The organism is Vagococcus allomyrinae, from assembly GCF_017829975.1.
GTDB classification, from domain to species: domain Bacteria; phylum Bacillota; class Bacilli; order Lactobacillales; family Vagococcaceae; genus Vagococcus_D; species Vagococcus_D allomyrinae.
Map to the genome: position 1 here is coordinate 301,405 of NZ_JAEEGA010000004.1, position 17,889 is coordinate 319,293.

The window sequence follows — 17,889 nt, forward strand, 5'->3', positions numbered from 1 at the left end:
ACTTCCTTTTCTTTTATAAAATCCCAACTGCTGCTAAAACAATTAAGATCCCGGTTAACCACAGGAGTGCCTGGGTAACTTTTAATCCTTTTTTAGTGTAGAACCAGTAGACGCCCATTACCACCGCTAGGGGCAAGAGCCCTGGGACTATTTGATCCAGTATTTCTTGGATCACAAATTCTCGACCGGATATTTTAAACTGCAAGGCTGAAGATACTTTGACATAGTTACCTGCCAGGATCCCCATCATAAACAGCCCTAAAACTGATAAGGTTTCGATCGCATTTTGAACCCCGGAACTTTGCATCAACCCGGTGGCATTCCGTCCCATTGAAAAAGCTTGACGGGCAAAGAAGACGCCTAACAACACTTGGTAGAGGGCAAAAGCCACAAAGGGGAACAGGGCCCCTAAGGCACTGCCTTGTTCAGCCCATGGCACGGCAATGGCGATAAAAATATATTGAACAGTTCCTGAATCGATGGCATCACCGATGCCAGCTAAAGCGCCCATTAACCCGGCTTTTGTGTTATACATTAAATCGTCTTGCATTAAAATTTCGGTTTCTTCGTATTCTTCCTGAGCCCGCTGCTGTTCCATTGAAGACATTAAGCCAGTAATAACCCCGCCCCCCCAGCTCAGCTGAGTATTAAAGAACAGTAATTGGCGTTTATAAGCAGCTTTTAAGGCATCGTCGTCTTTATAGAGTTTTTTCAAAATCGGCATCATCGCATAAAGCAATGAAGGTGCCAAATACCGTTCAAATGAATGGGGAATCTCATTGGCAAAGTGCCATCTAAGATAGGTTTTAGTGACATCTTTTTTAGTGATTTCTTCTGGTGCTAGATTGGTTGTTTTCGTCATGGTCTTTTCCTCCTAAAATCCGTCGTCATAATCGTCGTCATCAAATGTGGCGCTGGCACTGGTGCTCTCTTTAACTGGGACTTGTTTACCTTTGGTGGCTTGCACAAAAATCAAGGCGATGATCACCCCAAAAATCGCATAAGTTACCATGGTCACGTCTAGTGATTTAAAGACGATACTCATAAAGTAGGCCAAGAAGAAGAAAACCATATAGTCTTTCCGACCGATGACATAGACAGTTGTGGCAATTCCGATAGCGGCTAAGCCACCGCCAACCACTTCTAGCACGTGAATCACAACGGTTCCTTCCAAGGCGGTAATCACATCGGCAATGACCGGTGCGCCAAAGTATAAGGCAATAAACACTAAGGGAACAAATAGGACGAAAGAGGCAATCGTCGGATACATAATCACCGAACGGCTAATAGCCTTAGCATTGAGATCCTCGACGGCTTTATCTGTGTATTTCCCTAAAAACGTATTAATGAAAAATCTAAATTGATATAAATAGCTTCCTAACAATCCAACAGGGACGGCTACGGCAATCGCGGCTTCTGGTGCTAAATTCCCCATAAGAGCCACTGGCACGGCGATGGCAGCTGCGATGGAAGGTTCGGCTGGCATGGAGCCACCAGGTGAAAAAACTCCCATGTAAATCATTTGCAAGGCTGCGGTGACAATCATCGCTTGAGCCACATCTCCCATAACGATCCCAACAACTAATCCCGTCATTAATGGCGAGAAGCGCAAGGTTAAGGTTGCGCCTCCTCCAAGCCATCTTGACATAACCGCCGCTGTCCACAGGGCGATTAAAAAACTTTGCATGACACTTAATGTTTCCATATGTCCTCCCTCTATCTCTTCCCTTGAATGTAGTCTTCCAGCTGATCGAAGGACTGTCTCAAAGTCTCTTCCGTCACAACTACAGGAATAAGATGAACTTTTTCTTTTGATTCAATAAACGTGATGATGGCGTCAATCACTGCTGGTTCTGGATAAAGGCCCATTTGATGCAATGATTGTGGTAAATTTAACTTCTCATAAAATGGCACTAACTCATCAATCACCGACCATTTTCCTTCTAAAGCCAATTGATAAAAGATGCCGTAAGCGACTTTCTCACCATGTAAAAATTGATGACTTTCAGGTAGGTACTTACTAATGGCATCATGCATGGCATGAGCCGCTGCATTGCGCGCATATTTATCTCCCAGTCCTCCTACCATCCCTGCCACGGCGAAAATAATTTCCGACAAGCGAATAAATTCTGGAGATAGTTCCCCCTTCTGCATGTCCGCAATTCCTTTGACAGAGTCCTTCATGATGGCTTCTTTGCATAAGACGGAGGTAAAACTAGCCAGTTCTAAAAATGGCACGCCTTGCAAATGGGGTTGCTGCAAAATCTCAGTAGATTCATACCACTTGGCTAAGGTATCAGCTAAGCCGGCAATAAAGTAAGCCACAGGGGCATCGACGACTAATCGGGGATCGGTCACTAGAAAAGCCGCTTGCCGCAAATAGTGTTCTGTCTTGCCTTCTGCTTCACCGTTCTCCTTATACATGACCGATAAGGGGGTCCAAGGGGCACAGTTACTAGCTAATGTGGGAATAATGCCGAAGTTCAGGTTCAACCGATGAGCCGCATAGCCGACTAAATCAGCTAATTTGCCACCGCCAACGCCGATGATAAAGTCAATCTTTTGGGCCTTGACCACTTCAGCTATTAACTCTGCTCCAAGATAACTGCATTCGCCAGTATAACGATGATACGTCACCTCATACTGTTGATTATCAAGGAAACTCAGAAAGGGCTGAGCCTTTTCCCAGGAGACGCCACCATGGACGATCAAGAGTTTTGTCGCTGCATACTCTGCTAAGAGGTCTGGCACCAAATCAATGGCCCCAACTTGGTATTGATAAAATTGCGGGCCAACTTTTACTTTTAGCGCTAACATTTCCTCACTTCCTAACTAAATTTTTTTAACTTAAAGACTGACTGATAAAACTAGACGTTTAGAATGTAACGGCTGTCTGATTGAACGGCTCGTTCCGGTAGTTGTCCTTTGACGATGTCTTCCACATCACGGACACATTTCTCCCCCATATCGGCTAAGCATTCCATCGTATAGGCTGATGTGTGAGGGGTCATGACAACATTCTCCAAAGACAGGTAGGGATGATCTTTGCGGCCCGGTTCTGCTTCTAAAACATCTGTCGCGAAACCAGCAAGCTTGCCACTTTTTAAACCGTTTACAATCGCCTCTTCGTCAACTAAGGCACCGCGGGCACTGTTGGAGAGGTAGACATGATCCTTCATTTTGGCAATTTCATCATGGGAGATCATGTGATAGTTGTCTTCTGTTAGATTTGCACATAAACAAATCACATCTGATTGCCTAAGCAACTGATCCAACTCCACTTTTTTAGCACCATAACTTTGAATATGTAACTCTGACTTATAAGGGTCATAAGCTAAAACTTGACAGCGAAAACCGTTGCGAACAATTTCCACGACACCACTGCCTGTGTTTCCCACACCGATGACGCCTACAGTTTTATTAAACAAGGTTCTGCCAACAAACTGGGCTCGTTCCTCCCAATGATCCTCTCTAACCCGTTGATCAGCCTCAGTGGTTCTACGCATCAGGGCCATTAAATTGGTCACATTATTTTCTGCTACCGCATCCCGCTCCACCAATGCAGGAATAATCGAAACAATTGTCTGATGTTTTTCCGCCGCCTCCAAATCAATGTTATTGTAGCCAATTCCGTGCCTAGATATTAATCGTAGCTCATCTTTGTAATCGAAAAATTCTTGTGTAAAAAATGGTGTGACACTGGCGATAATGATGTTATACCCTTGCAACTTTTCTGCTAGTTGACGGCCTGAAATGTCACCAGCTACTGTCAGATAGCTGACAGTTCCTACCTGCTGCAAACGCCTCATATGATCTGGAAACACCTTACCAAAACTGCTAGAATTGACAATTGCAATCTTATACGTCGACATACTCAAACTCCTTTCATCAGTCTGTTGGTTGCTACCTTGTGGTCTTTAAACGCTTTCACTCTCTTTTAATAAATTTCGCTACCAACTCATTTCCCATCAACAGGTCTTTGTCGATACCTAAATACTACGGCATAAAAAAAATTATGTAAAGTCTTTATCATAATAAAAAATATTTTTTATTTTAACTGTAAAAGACGGTCAAGAACAATGGTTGAAAACGCCATCATCAAAGCTTGAAAGGCGATGAAAACACTTCAAACCTGGCAATAAATAACGTTCGCTATTCAATTTTTTAAAGATTCTGATCGCTCAAACTGTCTCTGAACTGCTACTTATTATGACTTGCTTTTTTATTAACTGACCCTTCCTCTCTTCTCTTACAACTAATTGACAAATTATCAATTACATCTAGATAACCACTTAAATACCATTATTATCAAGACTAGATCTCCATTTACACTAGGAAAAATAACTTTTCCCAATATCATCTTTCTTAAGGAACAGACCGCTTCTGTTAACTGCTAATCATCCATCTGGATGATTGACCAGCTTTGTTCACTAAATAGAAGAATAATAAAAGAAACAGGCCTGCATGATTTATGGCTTTAACTCTTTAATTTTTTCACAACCTAAACTTGGTGAGGATGGACGTTGCGTTTTCAGTAATCAGGCCTAAAGTTATTTTTTTAACACCGTCAGAAAATAAAAATTGTTTTTTTTGAGTTCTTTCTATATAATGATGAATATGTCAAAATCATCACTCTTTTCAATTAAATGACTATCCAACTTGATGGCCTCGTCGTATTATATAGTTCCCATTAAATAATCATCCTTTACCGTTAAACTATCTGTTTGATTATTTAACATGATGTAGATAGTCTATTTATTTTATTTTGTAAGCCCTTTTAAAGGGGAAATAGGACAGATGTCCAGATGGAGGTACTTCATGAAAAATCATTATTTAGATCAACGAATTCGCTTAAAGAAAAGCAATTTAAGTGACACCGAACAAAAGATTGCAGACTATTTTATCCACTCCGATGAATTTTTGTCGCGGAAAACACTGGAAGAAATGGCCAATGATATCCAAGTCTCCCAGTCTTCTATTTATCAATTTGTTAAAAAGATTGGTTATAGTGGTTTCCAAGACTTTAAAATTGATATCGCCCACAATTTTAATTATCAGCCTACTTTTAATCATTTAAATGCCATGACAGATAGCGACGATATTACCCCAGATGATTCCTGTATTGATATTGCCAAAAAAGTCTTACAATCAAATATTTATTCCCTGAACAATGCCATTCACTTTTTAACGGAGGAATTACTTGGCAATGTCTTATCCATCATTTATTCCGCTAAAACCTTGCACTTTTTTGGACTTGGTGGCTCATCAATTGTGGCTTTCGATAGTTTCCATAAATTTATTCGGACGAAATACCGTTGTAACTATATTTTTGATTATCACATGCAACTAGGGTTTGCCACCAAACTGGCAAGCGACGACTGTGTCTTTATTTTTTCCCATTCAGGCCAGACGAAAGAATCGGTCAATCTAGCTCGGCAAATAAAAAAAACACCGGCTAAGATTATCGCCTTAACAGGAAACAGTGGGTCAGAACTGGTGAGTTTAGCGGATCAAGCGATTATCGTGCTGACGGAAGAAACTCTTTTTAGAACGGAATCCTTGGCCTCCCGTATTAGTTATTTAACGGTTATGGATATCTTATATACGAACGTGATGCACCATAATTATGATCAAAATATTGAGTCGATTAAGAAGATCAGAGATAATATTAGCACAACAAAAACCAATCCTTATAATTTCACCCCTTAGCAAGTTTTTAGGAGGCTGGGACAATAGTCCTAGTCTCCTTTGATGACTTTTATAAACATTCTCCCATCCTAAAGACTTTCTTAATTATCCCAGTTACTAAAACGACCTACAAAAAAAGTCTGTCATTAAAAGATTTACTTTCATTGACAAACTTTCCTAGTAGTCTCCGTTAAGCCTGTTAATTACCTGCCTAAGCCCACTGTCCGCGCCAAGGTTTCACGTCAGCGTATAATTCAGCCTTGCCGATGGAATTAAACAAATCCATCTTATAAGTCACGACTTTTTTGGCTTCTGCGATACACTCTGGATAAATGGCATTGGGATCCCACAATTCCGTTGTGGCTAAAATTTCGCGGCACTTCTTATAAAAAGCGTTTTTATAATCCGATGAGATATTAACTTTTTGAATGCCAATTGCCACTGCTCGGGCAATTTCTTTATCAGGATTTGATGATCCGCCATGTAAGACTAAGGGAATATCAACTAATCGCTCAATTTCTTCCAAGACATCAATCTTTAATTCAGGGGTGATATCTTTTGGATAAATTCCATGAGCCGTACCAATGGCGATTGCCAAAGTGTCAACACCTGTTCGTTCGATAAATTCTCTGGCGTCAGCTGGTTCTGTGTATATCACTTTGGAAACACCGCCTTCAATCGTTGTACCAGTATTGCCAATCGTCCCTAGCTCACCTTCAACTGAGACATCCAATAGTCGACAAACATCGACAACTTCCTTCGTTGTCTGAATATTTTCCTCGAAGCTCAATAAGGAACCGTCAATCATCACTGAACTAAAGCCACAGTGAATCGCCCGCATAATACTGGCTAGATTATCACCGTGATCCATATGCAAAACAAAGGGGACGTGACTGTTTTTAATGCGGCTTAACACATATTGAAAAAATTCATCTTTAACAAAATCCAGTTCTGTCGGATGGACCGCTATAATGGCTGGTGCATTGTTTTCTTCAGCTGCTTCCACAACTACTCTTAAAAAATTACTATCGGCGACATTAAAGGCACCAACTGCAAACTTATTTTCTTTGGCTACTGCTAATAACTGACTCATATTGACTAACATTTCATTCCTCTTTTCTGCGTTTTTACGCCTGTTTATAGTGACTTACCTATCGAACCGGCTAGTTCGATATATTCCTTAACGACTTGCTTCCCTACTGCTATGGTACTGTGAATCAATTGCACGTAATCCATCTCTGGATCAAGGGCTAGATTCGAGGCGATGGCTTGTCGTTGGGCTTTCATAAAATCGGCTCCAACGTTTATCTTATTGATTCCCTTGGCGACCGATGTGCGAATATTCTCTGCTCCACAACCTGAACCGCCATGCAAAACTAATGGCATATTTGTGCTTTTTTTGATTTCGTCTAAGATTTCAAAATGAAATTCAGGATAAAAACCCGCTGGATAATTGCCATGGCTTGAACCAAAGGAAATGGCCAAGGCATCAATCCCCGTTTCTTTGGCAAAACGAATCGCTAAAGCAGGATCCGTGAACATTTCTTCGTCTGTTTGATGACTGGCCACAGAGCCAATGCCACCAACTTCTGCTTCGACGCTGGCATCATAGGTTTGGGCATAGCCCACCATCTCCTTAGTAATGGCGATATTTTCTTCAATTGGATAAGCCGAGGCGTCAACCATCACACTGCGAAAGCCGTGGTATAAACATTGCTTAACCCCCGCCATATTCTGACCGTGATCCAAGTTAATCGCCACTTCAACACTGGCTGCTTGCGCCATTTTAATAATCGGCTCGGCTAAGATATAACTGTCGAAATGCTGATCGAGATGTTCTTGTAATAAGTCGATAATAATTGGCGCCCGTAATTCTTGAGCGGCCTCAATCACCGCCTTAGCACTTTCCAGATTAAAACAGTTAATCGCCATTACCGCATAATTTCCTTTATTTGCTCGTTGCAGCATTCCTTTCATTGATACGTACATCTTACGTCCTCCTTTTATGATAAGGTGATTGAATCCAAATCAATCTCTTCCTCTTCCATTTCGACGATCGTTGCTTGAGGTTCTTTCTTCAAGATGACCAGTAAAGTAGCAGTAATAATCGTGCCGATTAACAAGGCCAAGCAGAACATCAATGGTTTATTCATGGCTGGGACAATAAACATGCCACCAGATGGAACAGGAGATCCCACACCCCACAGCATACTTAAGCCACCGCCAACAGCTGCCCCTGATGTACAAGCGATGATCACGCGAATAGGATCGACGGCCGCAATCGGAATGACGCCTTCTGTAATCATGGCAATTCCCATGGGAAAGGCGACTTTAATATTTTCAATTTCCGTCTCAGAATACTTCGGTTTATTAATAAGTTTGGAAATCACTAAGGATAATGTCACACCAAATGGTGGTACCATTGACGCTAATATTTTCACCGCTTCCGGTTCATAGACGCCTTCAAGTAACAAACCATCAGCAAAGAGGGAGGCCACCTTATTGACTGGTCCACCAAAGTCAAAAGCTGCCATGCCGCCTAAGACTGCCCCAAACACAAATTTGGTACTGCTCTGCATCCCTAATAAAAAGGTTGTCATGCTTTCCGTTGCCCAAACAATCGGCACTCCTACGACGAAATACATCAATAACCCAATAATTAGCGTTGATAACAATGGCAAAATCATCATCGGCATCAACCCTTCAGCCCACTTCGGCACTTTAAGGTTAAACCGTAACCACTTGACAAAATAGCCAACTAAATAACCGCCTAACATTCCACCTAAAAACCCAGCGCCTATGGAATTGGCAATCAACCCCATAAAAAGTCCTGGCCCAATCCCCGGTCGATCAGCAATGGAATAGGCAATCGCTCCAGCGATAACAGGGGATAATAAGCCCATTCCTAACACTCCGAGGGAGACAAGTGTATCAGGTACTGAATAAGCTGCTTTATAATCGGCAATAACATTACCACCAGTTAAGTTGCCAATAGCGATTAACAAACCTGCAGTCACAACAATTGGCAACATGTAGGAAATTGCCGTTAGAGCGTGTTTTTTGATTTCTAATTTTTTTAACATATCAATGTCTCTCCTTTATCATTTCTACGTTACGTTTTCTTTAATTCTGCTTCAATCTTATTGATCAGCGCTTTCGGTGCTTTTATTACCATACTAGTAGGTATTTCTACTATTCGTTTCCCTTTAAATCGCTCCTTTCCTCCGACTTTAATATCTGCTGCAATAATCACCACATCAGCCTCAGCAATATCTACTGGACTTAATTCATCCTCTGTCCCAATCGTTCCCTGTGTTTCAATATGTATCGTATGCCCTAGTGCCTCCGCTCCTTTCATTAGCTTTTCTTTGGCGATATAGGTATGGGCGATGCCCGATGTACAGGCTGCTATGCCAACAATTTTCATGATCGTTTTCCTTCTTTCTCAATAAATAGTTGAATCATCTCTGTTGGATGATTGATTGTATGTAATTGCTCAATAAATTCATCATCTGCCAAGCAAATGGCAATGTTCTGTAACATCTTTATATGAGTGGTATTGGCATCTGTATTTTTGACAGCAAATAGAATGACAATCGTTACTGGTTGATCATCTAGCGACTCCCATGGGATTGGAAACTGAGTACGACCAATCGCAATTGATGTTTTTATGACACTTTCTGACTTACCATGAGGTATCGCAAGTCCTTTTCCCAGACCTGTTACTCCTGCTTTTTCTCGTGATAGGACATCATCAGCAAAGTCCACTGTGCTGTCGATCAGATGATTCTCAAACAATAACTGACTTAACTCATCAATCGCCTCCTCTTTAGTTTTAGCTTTTAGTGTCAAATTAATTACTTTTTCAGATAATACTTCCGATAACACCATGTTTGTCATCTCTTTATACCTCACTCATTATTTTTTTAACCATCTTTTTATCACCAACCGTAAACATACAGTTCACAAGTAAATGGGGAATGGTCACTTCATTTGTAAAATTGACAGTTGTCAAAATCAAATCAATTTCTTGATACTTTTCGATATTCTCCAAAAATTTTCGGTAAGGTAAGACCTCAACTATCTCGATCTCTGGAAAAGCATTGGTGACCTTAACTCTTAGTAACTCTGAGGTTCCAACGCCCGAACTACAGACTATCAAGATTTTTTTACTGTATTTTTCAGCTTCCAAATGCTTAGCGAAATAGATGGTAATAAAACCAATCTCATCTTCAGAAATACGCTTAATTTCATACCTCTTTTCTATTCTTCGGGTTATCATGCAAACTATATCATGAAGCAAAGCATACTCTCCTTTAATTTCCGACAACATACCATTGGTAATGCTCATTTGACGCTTTACTCGATAGAGCATTGGCCGAATATGATTGACCAAATCTAAATACAATTTAGGCCGCGCCATAACCTGTGGGTAATGCTGGCTGATTAACTCGATGTAATCTGATGTAACGCCTTCAGCCAAAAGACTTTCGTTAGTCGATTGACAATACGAAATACCTGACGATACTAAATATTGAAACAGGTAATAAACTTCAATTTCAGGTAAAGACACACTCAAGTAGCGAGAGACATTGTCAATTACTTGATAAGCAATGAGATACAATTCTTCATTTTCAGCAATCCTTTTCTGTTCCTCGCTACTAATTGTCTCAGAAGTCATTTGTAGAACTCGCCCTTCTCGAAAACGATTAATCAAAATCGTTAGATGAGCGATAATATTAATATTATATGGATAAGGTACCTCCTTTTTTAATGGCACTTCTATTTTTTCTATCACTTGTTGACGAATAAAAGTGACATCGTAGTCATTTGAAAATCCATCTTTTAGCAACAAAGAGGTTTCATCTAAAATTTCCATATCATTAATCACTCGATTGATTTCTTCTCTAATGTCCTTTTCTTGACCAATAATGTTTAATCGACGATGCTGCTTAACGAGCTCTAATTTTTGACTGCTTAGATAGTCTCGCATAGCATATACATCCTTATTGATTGCCTCAACACTTAAAAAATACTTGTCATAAAGGTAGTCGAGATGGACACTATTCGGTGAGCGAAACAACAGATAAAGCATAATGTACTTTCGCCGCTCAATAGGTGTTTGAGCACGCTCTTTTTTAATATAATTTGCTTTTAAATAGGTATCATAGTCAAGCCGATAGCCCTTGCCTTTTTCAGATACAATCAATAAATTAGTTGCCGACTCTTCATTGACACGTTTAACAGTTCGATAGATTGTTTTGGCAGACATCTTTAGTTTGTCAGCTAAATCTTGAGCTGACAAATAGTCGTTTTCCCGTAATAAGATATCAATTAATGACAGCTCACGTTTACTAAAATTCATTATTTCACCTCCTTAGCACGGCAATTTTAAACTACTTTGCTATATCCAAAGTATACCTCCGTATTAATCGCTTACATTTATTAACATGTCCACTTCAATAGCCACTTCCTCCCTTCCTTGTTTTCTTAGTTTACTAAATGTTAACGCTTTTCTGAACTTTTTCTGTCTAAGCATCTCAAAAAAATACTAGCTGTTTAGGCCGTATTTTAAACCTTTTAAGCAAATAAAGACCAGCTTGTGACCATTGTTGCTATTCTATGATTAACGACAGGAGGAGATTGATATGAGAAAAGTTATAAACGTTTTAACGATCATTTGGATGTCTGGATGCTTTTTAGCCGCAATTGTTCCAGACCCTTACGCCTTTCCACTGGCAATCGGCTGTGTGCCACTTTTATTTATAACAGGTGCCTTGCAAATAAACGAGTTTTATTTTAAACCTAGACGATTAAATAAATAACGAAAAGATCGCCACTTTTAAGCTTGTGGCGATCTTTTTATTTAAAATATTCCTATATGAAAATTTTAAACAGATATTATTTTTATGTGTTATTCTAAAGGAGCTATCAATATAACCTTATTTTGATAACGTTCTACCCTTGCATTCCCATAATTTTTTATAGCAAACCGACAAACTAGGACCTCCCCATATGCCTGTTTGTCGGTTTGCTTATTTAGTGGTCAATCGCCAATCTTTAATTTTTTCATAAATACACCCATTTCGTATCTGAGCTTATTTTATCCGCGATATAATAAATAAGATTCATCCTGTTTGACAATCACTAGTTTAGTTTGTCTCAAGTCACTGTTGTCTTTCATTTTGAATCATTAGCGCTAGGAGTGGTCCCTTGCGCTTCTAATTTTAAGGCCGCCACCTAATATTGCTAAAATATGACAGCGCTAAAAAAATCAATTTAGCTTACACTTTCGTCTATATTTGGTATAATGGACTTATCACAGCCAGTGATAAATCCATAAATTGAATGAGGTGTAATTTTGCCAAGGTATATTTGTAGTAAAAACGCAAATGACCAAGGACATTATGTGGTTCATGAACTATCTTGCGATTTTTTACCGACTGTAGAAAATCAAGTTAACGCCAACACTCATGACACCTTTCAAGGCGCTCTCAATTTTTTAGAAAAGGTTAACGAAGGAAGAGGCCTGACATTTACCGTTTGTGAACATTGTGGACTTAAAGCGTCCACCACAACCGTCCTTTGAGAGAGTATTCTCTCACTGCCTCCTTTCATTTAACAACCCTTATTAAACAGAAGGGAACGAGCCAAATCACACCTCAACTAAACAGAATTAAAAAGTGCCTCTCATTTTGTTATGAGAGACACTTTTTTTAGAGTCGATTTAATTTTTGGGCATTGCTCAAAATTCTTTTAGCTTCATGAAGTGCTTTCTGTTGCTCTAGATAGCTCTTAACTTTATTATCAGTGTCATCAATTGTACTTAATGTCTGTTCCAGTTTTTCAAATTCTTGATCAATTTCTTGTGCTAATGACAACTCTTCCGCCGTTTCATAAATAACATCGTCAATTGTTAAAATAATTTCCTCATTGACTAATCGTTCTACTTTTTTGGCATTTTTTATGATCACCCTTATTTCATGGATGGCTTTTTCTTGTTCATAAAAATGTTTTAGCTTGTGATCAGTGTCTTCTAATTTCTCTAAAGAAAGCTCTAATTCAGTGATGGCATGACTGATTTTAGTTAGAAGTCTGATTTCTTTTTGATCAAATGTTAACATCCCTTATTCCTTCTTTCTTAGGTAAATAGTGAGTAATGACCATCTTTCATCGCTTATTTTCCACGCTTTAACGTTTTTAATTTGTCGGATAATTCTTGTTGCTTGGCCTCCGCCATGGCATGCCATTTTTCTTTTTTCTCCGCTCTCATTTGAGCACGAGCGGCTTTTGCGAGTTGTTTTTCCAATTCTTGATTTTCAAAAATTTCTGTTTGAACATCCACGTAACTTTTTCTGATTATTTTAACAGCCCCTTCTTTCATCAATAATTGATTTAGTAACTGTTCATCTGATTCGTCGGCAACTGTCAGTAAAGCTAGTTTATTTTCGCCTAGTTCTTGAGCCACTTGCTTAAAGACACTCTGATTATCCTCAAGTTCGTCTAAATCGAAGCCTGTCCCGATCGTCATCCCTAAGCCACTCCCTAGCAGAACGCCAACGGGACCGCCTAAAATGCCTAAAAGACCACCAATTAAGCCACCTGCTGCCCAGTTATCGTCATACTCACTGAGATCAAAGCCGTCCTTAATTTCCAAAGAACCGTGATTATTTTTGATGATCCCTGAGGCGATGATGTCTAAATTCTGACTGTCTTGTTTTAAAAGAGAGAGTGCTTCATAAGTGCGACTTTCTTCGTTAAAAATAGTAATAACAATATTCTTCATTTTGAACACTTCTTTCATTTTGATTGGTTACCTTACGAGACTTATTGTATAATATAGGCATATATAAAAAAAGATACAGAAAAGTTAGGTGGTATAAAAATGGACACATTGGATAAACTGTACATAATTCCTCCATATAATTTAGACGGACCGATAACCAATAGTCATAAACACTTGGCCAGAGCGCTTTTTTCTTTAGTCAGCACACAGCCCTTTGACACGATTACTGTCAAAGAGATTTGCGATGAAGCAGCAGTTAGCCGTTCAAATTTTTACAATCATTTTGATGATAAGTACCACCTTCTGCTGTTTTGTCTCAAGTTGATCCCTCAGGTTGACTTACAAAATAAACTCGATTTTAATCATTCTCAGATGCTTTTTGATGATTTTTTAGTTTATATTGTTAACCATCAAGCTTTTTTCCGTTCCTTGGTCTCTTTTGAAAACGGCAGTGAGTTACGCCGTTTATTAGAAAGTGTCATCAATGAAGATATCAGGGAGTTTCTCCAAACAAAAGCCGCTATCAATCAAGAAACTCCCGTCACTCCCCTGGAATCACGGGTCAGTTTTTTAACCGGTGGGGTTTCCAGTTTGATTCAATGGTGGTTACTAAACGGTTTAGAGTTGACCGTTCAAGAAATAAGTCAGACGATCAATGAATTTGTCACGTCTTAATGCCAGGGTTAAAATACTGATAAGTTGGTTTCAGCCTACACTAAAAGACGTTCTCTTTTTCTAAGGGAACGTCTTTTTCGTACAACTGGCTATTAATTTTTTCCTTAAAGAGTCCCTAAAAAAGCAAAAGCAGCTATAATGACCTCAATTAAACACGACACTAAGATAATCAAAAATGGCATGAACTAAAATTGGCACAAACAGTGTACCGCTTTTTTTGTACAAGATCGCGAAAATAGCACCTCCTAGGATTCCTTGGCCAATCATTTCACTTAACATTCCCTTAAAAAGCGTCACCAGGTTGGCTTCATTAATGATTGAGGGTAAAAAAGCATGAGCGGCTCCAAATAACATCCCACTGATGATCGCTCCTATCCAAAAGCCATACTCTTCCTCAATTTTGCTGAACAAATACCCTCTGAAAATCACTTCTTCTGAAAAGGCGACAACGACCAAATAAAAAAATGCCTGATAAAAGCCAGTTAATGAAAAATCCTGATTGACGATAAACATAACCAAATAAAGGATCGCCAAGCCCCCTATGAGAAACGGGCGAGTGAGGGTTAACCCAATTTTTTTAAGCGACTTATCTTGAAACCAAGTCCCTAAAATCAAGACAAGGGGCATTGCCAGGTTTCCTAAAAAATCTCCTAAGAGTTTTACGCTAAGGTTCGCGGCTGTAACATCCTTGACTTTAATAATCCCACCATTTTGCCAAACGCAAGCCAAATAAAAGTAGAAATATACGAGATAAAGGATAACGATGAGAATCGGTCCTATTATTTTTTTACTTCGCTCCATTAGAACATCCCTCCCTATGTCGTTAAAGCTCTAACGCAAACCCTAGTTGTCTCAGGAGCTTAATAGTTTGCCTCCAACAAAGATTACTAAAAGAATCAGCGCTGGAATGCCATACATTTTCAAGGCTTGTTTTTTGTTAATCAAGCGATAGCTCAATTGCATGTAGAGGTAAACTAACCCAATAACAAAGACATCAAATGTCAGGCTGTCGATTCTGACAAAAAAAGGTTGTTTGCTAAAATTTATCGATAGTCGGCCCAGATAAGCCCAAGGTGCAATAATCGGGGTATAATCAATCCCGTTAGAATGAGTCCATACTCCGATAATAAATTGAAGCAAATGGACGCCGACAATTATTAGCATGCTGATCGCTAAGCTATCAAAGACGGTTTTCTGTTCTAATTCGTCGAGCTGGCGGGTCAGTTTCTTTAGCAGTGTTTTGATTAATCTGAAGACATTGACTATCGATATGATAAAAATGACATTGAGTCCTAAAACCATATAGGTAAAATAATTCCCTAACATTCGTTACTCCTCCTCTAAACTAAAAATGGCTTCAACCGGTTGATTAAAAAACTTGGCTATCTTCAAGGTTAACTCTAAACTTGGATTGTATTTCCCAGTCTCGATTGCTGTCATCGTTTGCCTTGAAACCCCAAGGGCATCGGCCACTTCTTTTTGCATAAGGTTTTTCTGTTCTCGTAGTTCTTTGATTCGATTGCTTACGGCCATTAGAACGCCCTCCAAGTAAAGTTTCCTTTACATCGATTATAAGTCAATATCAAAAAAATGTAAAGCTTCCTTTACCTATTCGAGAATTTTAGTCAAGTTAGTCTTTTCTGCCAAAGAACTTTGGCTAATCCGTTGGTTTAATTAAAAATAAACAAAAGGGCATCATTACAGCAACAATTCACCTGTAAACTCTTGCTTATACCCTAAGAAATGAGGCTAATAACGATGAGACAACGATTAAATCCAGTGAAAACTAAGACACCATCTGATAAAATTCGCACAGGGCAATCCTTTTTATATCGAAAAAATGGCTTTGAAAGTATGGTGTTGGAAATTCAATTAAAAAAGAATATTGACTACCAACCATTGACAGAGGCCTTCGGGCAAGCCATTGACCGCTTTGACTACTTAAGCCAACGATTAATCTCGGAGGCGGGTGATTTTTTTCTAGTGACCAATCCCAAACCTTTTATTATCAGAAATGACTCCCACTTTTTGCCTTTAGGAGGACTTGAGGTAAATGATCATCTCTTGGATATTCATTATCTTGGTCACACTCTCTACATCGCCTACCATCACGCTATTTGCGACGGAAGAGGTATTTTGCCTTTTGTTCGAACCTTTCTCTATTATTATCTCAAAGGAGACTGCCAGCTTAGCCCAATCGTACCTGACATTCAATTAAGTGGTTCGCCACTCCTAAGAGGTGAAACAACGGAACCAGCTCTGCCAAAATCACTAGCAGGCGAAGCCATGCCTACTATCCAAAAAAACGGCTTTTCCTTACCTGAGGCTCAAGATCAAACCCAACGCCTTTCCTATTCCTATCTTTTTCAGATCAAACTCGATTCAACGAGCATGATGACTTATGCTCGCTCACTTAAGGCATCTCCAGCCACCCTACTTGCCAGCCTATTTTCTGAGACGATCCAGCAGATTCATCCGAGAAACAAGCAAGCGATTTTGTGTAATCTGGTGACTGACTTAAGAGGAGCAAGTCAGCAACTGTCATAGACCTCTAGAAATTGCGTTAGCAGCTTGCCCTTGGCCTATCCGCAAAAAGCTTGCGACCGCCAAGAACTGGTGAAAGACTATCGGCAAAGGATTGGCGACTTCAAAGATGTTGTTAATTTACAAGCTGAATTGAAAAAAGTCTTGAGTCTCAGCGACCACCTTGATAGTTTACCAAGTTTTGCTGAGAAACAAGCCTTTTTAGCCTTTTATGAGACCTTACTTTCCGATACTTATATCCTAAGTTATATTGGTCAATTGCAGTTAGGTGCCTTAGAAGATCACATTCAAGCCATTCATACTTATACAAGTGGCACGCGAGGATTGTCAATTGAAGTGTTGGCTTTAGCGGACGGTTTCTACCTCGATATTATGCAAAGTTTTCCCACGACTACCTCTGTGGATCACTTTTTGTCTCTCTTGGCGTCACTGGGGATAACCGTTGAGTCAACTTCTGTCAAAAAGGTGAGCGTGCCAAAAGATAAAATTCAGCAAAGACTTGGGATTTATAAAAAAAACTGACTAGGGTATCCTAGTCAGTTTCATCATCATTCTATAGACGATTAAATGTATTGACGACATTTTCAGTCGTAAAGCCGTATTCAGCTAAAACGGTTGGTGCTGGAGCGCTGGCTCCGAAACGGTCAACTGTCACAGTGGCCCCTTCAACACCGACATAACGTTCCCAACCAAAGCTAGCGCCCATTTCAACCGCTACTCGTTTGGTAATCGCTTTTGGTAAGACACTTTCTTTGTAGGCTGCGTCTTGTTTTTCGAAGAGATCCATACTTGGCATTGAGACCACTGAGACGTCTTTACCTGCTGCCGCTAATTCTTTTTGAGCCGCTATTGCTAGCGCTACTTCAGAACCAGTTGCAATTAGGATACCCTCAGGAGTGTCAGTTTTAGCTGGTGATAACACATAAGCGCCTTTAGCAACTCCGGCTTCCGCCTGTTCTTTGGTGCCCTCTAAAACTGGTAAATTTTGACGGGTTAAGGCTAAGACTGTTGGATGATCCGTTGAGGCCATCGCTAGTTTCCAAGCTGCACGGACTTCGTTACCGTCAGCTGGACGTAATAATGACACGTTTGGCATACCACGCAAGCTTGATAGTTGTTCGATCGGCTCATGGGTCGGGCCATCTTCACCCACTGCGATTGAATCATGAGTTAAGACGTAAGTCACCGGTGCGTTT

At 39.8% G+C, this 17,889-nt stretch carries 22 protein-coding genes; 6 read left to right on the forward strand and 16 right to left on the reverse strand.

The window, feature by feature from the left end:
• Nucleotides 1-13 precede the first annotated feature (13 nt).
• The 4 genes from I6N95_RS08445 to I6N95_RS08460 are packed head-to-tail and all read right to left on the reverse strand — an operon-like array spanning nt 14 to nt 3,872.
• A complete protein-coding gene (locus I6N95_RS08445; RefSeq protein WP_209526671.1) occupies nt 14-862 on the reverse strand; it encodes a PTS system mannose/fructose/sorbose family transporter subunit IID in 849 nt (282 codons plus the stop codon).
• Nucleotides 863-874: 12 nt separating this feature from the next.
• A complete protein-coding gene (locus tag I6N95_RS08450) occupies nt 875-1,705 on the reverse strand; it encodes a PTS mannose/fructose/sorbose/N-acetylgalactosamine transporter subunit IIC (RefSeq protein ID WP_209526672.1) in 831 nt (276 codons plus the stop codon).
• An 11-nt stretch (nt 1,706-1,716) separates the two neighbouring features.
• Nucleotides 1,717-2,817, reverse strand: coding sequence for an iron-containing alcohol dehydrogenase family protein (locus tag I6N95_RS08455; protein ID WP_209526673.1), 1,101 nt, complete (start codon nt 2,815-2,817; stop codon nt 1,717-1,719).
• A gap of 50 nt (nt 2,818-2,867) precedes the next feature.
• Nucleotides 2,868-3,872, reverse strand: a complete 1,005-nt coding sequence (locus tag I6N95_RS08460) for a D-isomer specific 2-hydroxyacid dehydrogenase family protein (RefSeq protein WP_209526674.1) — start codon at nt 3,870-3,872, stop codon at nt 2,868-2,870.
• A gap of 946 nt (nt 3,873-4,818) precedes the next feature.
• Here I6N95_RS08460 and I6N95_RS08465 point away from each other — a divergent pair.
• Complete coding sequence (locus tag I6N95_RS08465; protein WP_209526675.1) at nt 4,819-5,709, forward strand: MurR/RpiR family transcriptional regulator; 891 nt, start codon at nt 4,819-4,821, stop codon at nt 5,707-5,709.
• Nucleotides 5,710-5,899: 190 nt separating this feature from the next.
• Here I6N95_RS08465 and I6N95_RS08470 read toward each other — a convergent pair whose 3' ends face one another.
• The 6 genes from I6N95_RS08470 to I6N95_RS08495 are packed head-to-tail and all read right to left on the reverse strand — an operon-like array spanning nt 5,900 to nt 11,053.
• The gene (locus I6N95_RS08470) at nt 5,900-6,793 is read right to left on the reverse strand and encodes a ketose-bisphosphate aldolase (protein ID WP_209526676.1); all 894 of its coding nucleotides are present in this window, start codon (nt 6,791-6,793) and stop codon (nt 5,900-5,902) included.
• 32 nt (nt 6,794-6,825) lie between these two features.
• The gene (locus I6N95_RS08475; RefSeq protein ID WP_209526677.1) at nt 6,826-7,677 is read right to left on the reverse strand and encodes a class II fructose-bisphosphate aldolase; all 852 of its coding nucleotides are present in this window, start codon (nt 7,675-7,677) and stop codon (nt 6,826-6,828) included.
• A 14-nt stretch (nt 7,678-7,691) separates the two neighbouring features.
• Complete coding sequence (locus tag I6N95_RS08480) at nt 7,692-8,771, reverse strand: PTS fructose transporter subunit IIC (protein ID WP_209526678.1); 1,080 nt, start codon at nt 8,769-8,771, stop codon at nt 7,692-7,694.
• Between the two features lie 29 nt (nt 8,772-8,800).
• Nucleotides 8,801-9,115, reverse strand: coding sequence for a PTS fructose transporter subunit IIB (locus I6N95_RS08485; RefSeq protein ID WP_209526679.1), 315 nt, complete (start codon nt 9,113-9,115; stop codon nt 8,801-8,803).
• Entirely contained in the window at nt 9,112-9,588 is a 477-nt protein-coding gene (locus I6N95_RS08490; protein WP_209526680.1) for a PTS sugar transporter subunit IIA, read from the reverse strand. The genes I6N95_RS08485 and I6N95_RS08490 overlap by 4 nt, the downstream gene beginning before the upstream one ends.
• A 4-nt stretch (nt 9,589-9,592) precedes the next feature.
• Nucleotides 9,593-11,053 carry a BglG family transcription antiterminator gene (locus I6N95_RS08495; RefSeq protein ID WP_209526681.1) on the reverse strand — a complete coding sequence of 487 codons (1,461 nt, stop codon included), beginning with the start codon at nt 11,051-11,053 and terminating at the stop codon, nt 9,593-9,595.
• A gap of 283 nt (nt 11,054-11,336) precedes the next feature.
• Between I6N95_RS08495 and I6N95_RS08500 the strand changes: the two genes are divergently transcribed.
• Both I6N95_RS08500 and I6N95_RS08505 read left to right on the forward strand, forming a co-directional pair.
• Nucleotides 11,337-11,513 (forward strand): hypothetical protein, encoded by a 177-nt coding sequence (locus I6N95_RS08500; RefSeq protein WP_209526682.1) that lies wholly within the window; start codon nt 11,337-11,339, stop codon nt 11,511-11,513.
• Nucleotides 11,514-12,049: 536 nt separating this feature from the next.
• Nucleotides 12,050-12,277 (forward strand): hypothetical protein, encoded by a 228-nt coding sequence (locus tag I6N95_RS08505; protein WP_209526683.1) that lies wholly within the window; start codon nt 12,050-12,052, stop codon nt 12,275-12,277.
• 127 nt (nt 12,278-12,404) lie between these two features.
• Here the strand turns inward: I6N95_RS08505 and I6N95_RS08510 are convergent, their stop codons facing one another.
• Together I6N95_RS08510 and I6N95_RS08515 are read right to left on the reverse strand one after the other, a co-directional pair.
• Entirely contained in the window at nt 12,405-12,812 is a 408-nt protein-coding gene (locus tag I6N95_RS08510; RefSeq protein ID WP_209526684.1) for a hypothetical protein, read from the reverse strand.
• Between the two features lie 53 nt (nt 12,813-12,865).
• Nucleotides 12,866-13,474, reverse strand: coding sequence for a hypothetical protein (locus I6N95_RS08515; protein ID WP_209526685.1), 609 nt, complete (start codon nt 13,472-13,474; stop codon nt 12,866-12,868).
• Between the two features lie 99 nt (nt 13,475-13,573).
• Here I6N95_RS08515 and I6N95_RS08520 point away from each other — a divergent pair, with 99 nt between their 5' ends.
• Nucleotides 13,574-14,149, forward strand: a complete 576-nt coding sequence (locus tag I6N95_RS08520; protein ID WP_209526686.1) for a TetR/AcrR family transcriptional regulator — start codon at nt 13,574-13,576, stop codon at nt 14,147-14,149.
• A 144-nt stretch (nt 14,150-14,293) separates the two neighbouring features.
• Here the strand turns inward: I6N95_RS08520 and I6N95_RS08525 are convergent, their stop codons facing one another.
• Genes I6N95_RS08525 through I6N95_RS08535 form a run of 3 tightly spaced genes read right to left on the reverse strand, consistent with a single transcriptional unit; the run spans nt 14,294 to nt 15,682 of the window.
• Entirely contained in the window at nt 14,294-14,950 is a 657-nt protein-coding gene (locus I6N95_RS08525; RefSeq protein ID WP_209526687.1) for a CPBP family intramembrane glutamic endopeptidase, read from the reverse strand.
• Nucleotides 14,951-15,001: 51 nt separating this feature from the next.
• Entirely contained in the window at nt 15,002-15,475 is a 474-nt protein-coding gene (locus I6N95_RS08530; RefSeq protein ID WP_209526688.1) for a hypothetical protein, read from the reverse strand.
• Nucleotides 15,476-15,478: 3 nt separating this feature from the next.
• Nucleotides 15,479-15,682: a helix-turn-helix transcriptional regulator gene (locus tag I6N95_RS08535; protein WP_209526689.1), complete on the reverse strand. Its 204-nt coding sequence runs from the start codon at nt 15,680-15,682 to the stop codon at nt 15,479-15,481.
• A 225-nt stretch (nt 15,683-15,907) separates the two neighbouring features.
• Here I6N95_RS08535 and I6N95_RS08540 point away from each other — a divergent pair, with 225 nt between their 5' ends.
• Nucleotides 15,908-16,696 (forward strand): hypothetical protein, encoded by a 789-nt coding sequence (locus I6N95_RS08540; RefSeq protein WP_209526690.1) that lies wholly within the window; start codon nt 15,908-15,910, stop codon nt 16,694-16,696.
• A 30-nt stretch (nt 16,697-16,726) separates the two neighbouring features.
• Nucleotides 16,727-17,215, forward strand: coding sequence for a hypothetical protein (locus I6N95_RS08545; protein ID WP_209526691.1), 489 nt, complete (start codon nt 16,727-16,729; stop codon nt 17,213-17,215).
• Between the two features lie 31 nt (nt 17,216-17,246).
• Here I6N95_RS08545 and I6N95_RS08550 read toward each other — a convergent pair.
• On the reverse strand, nt 17,247-17,889 hold a 643-nt coding region (locus tag I6N95_RS08550; RefSeq protein WP_283808944.1), incomplete at its 5' end, for a transketolase-like TK C-terminal-containing protein.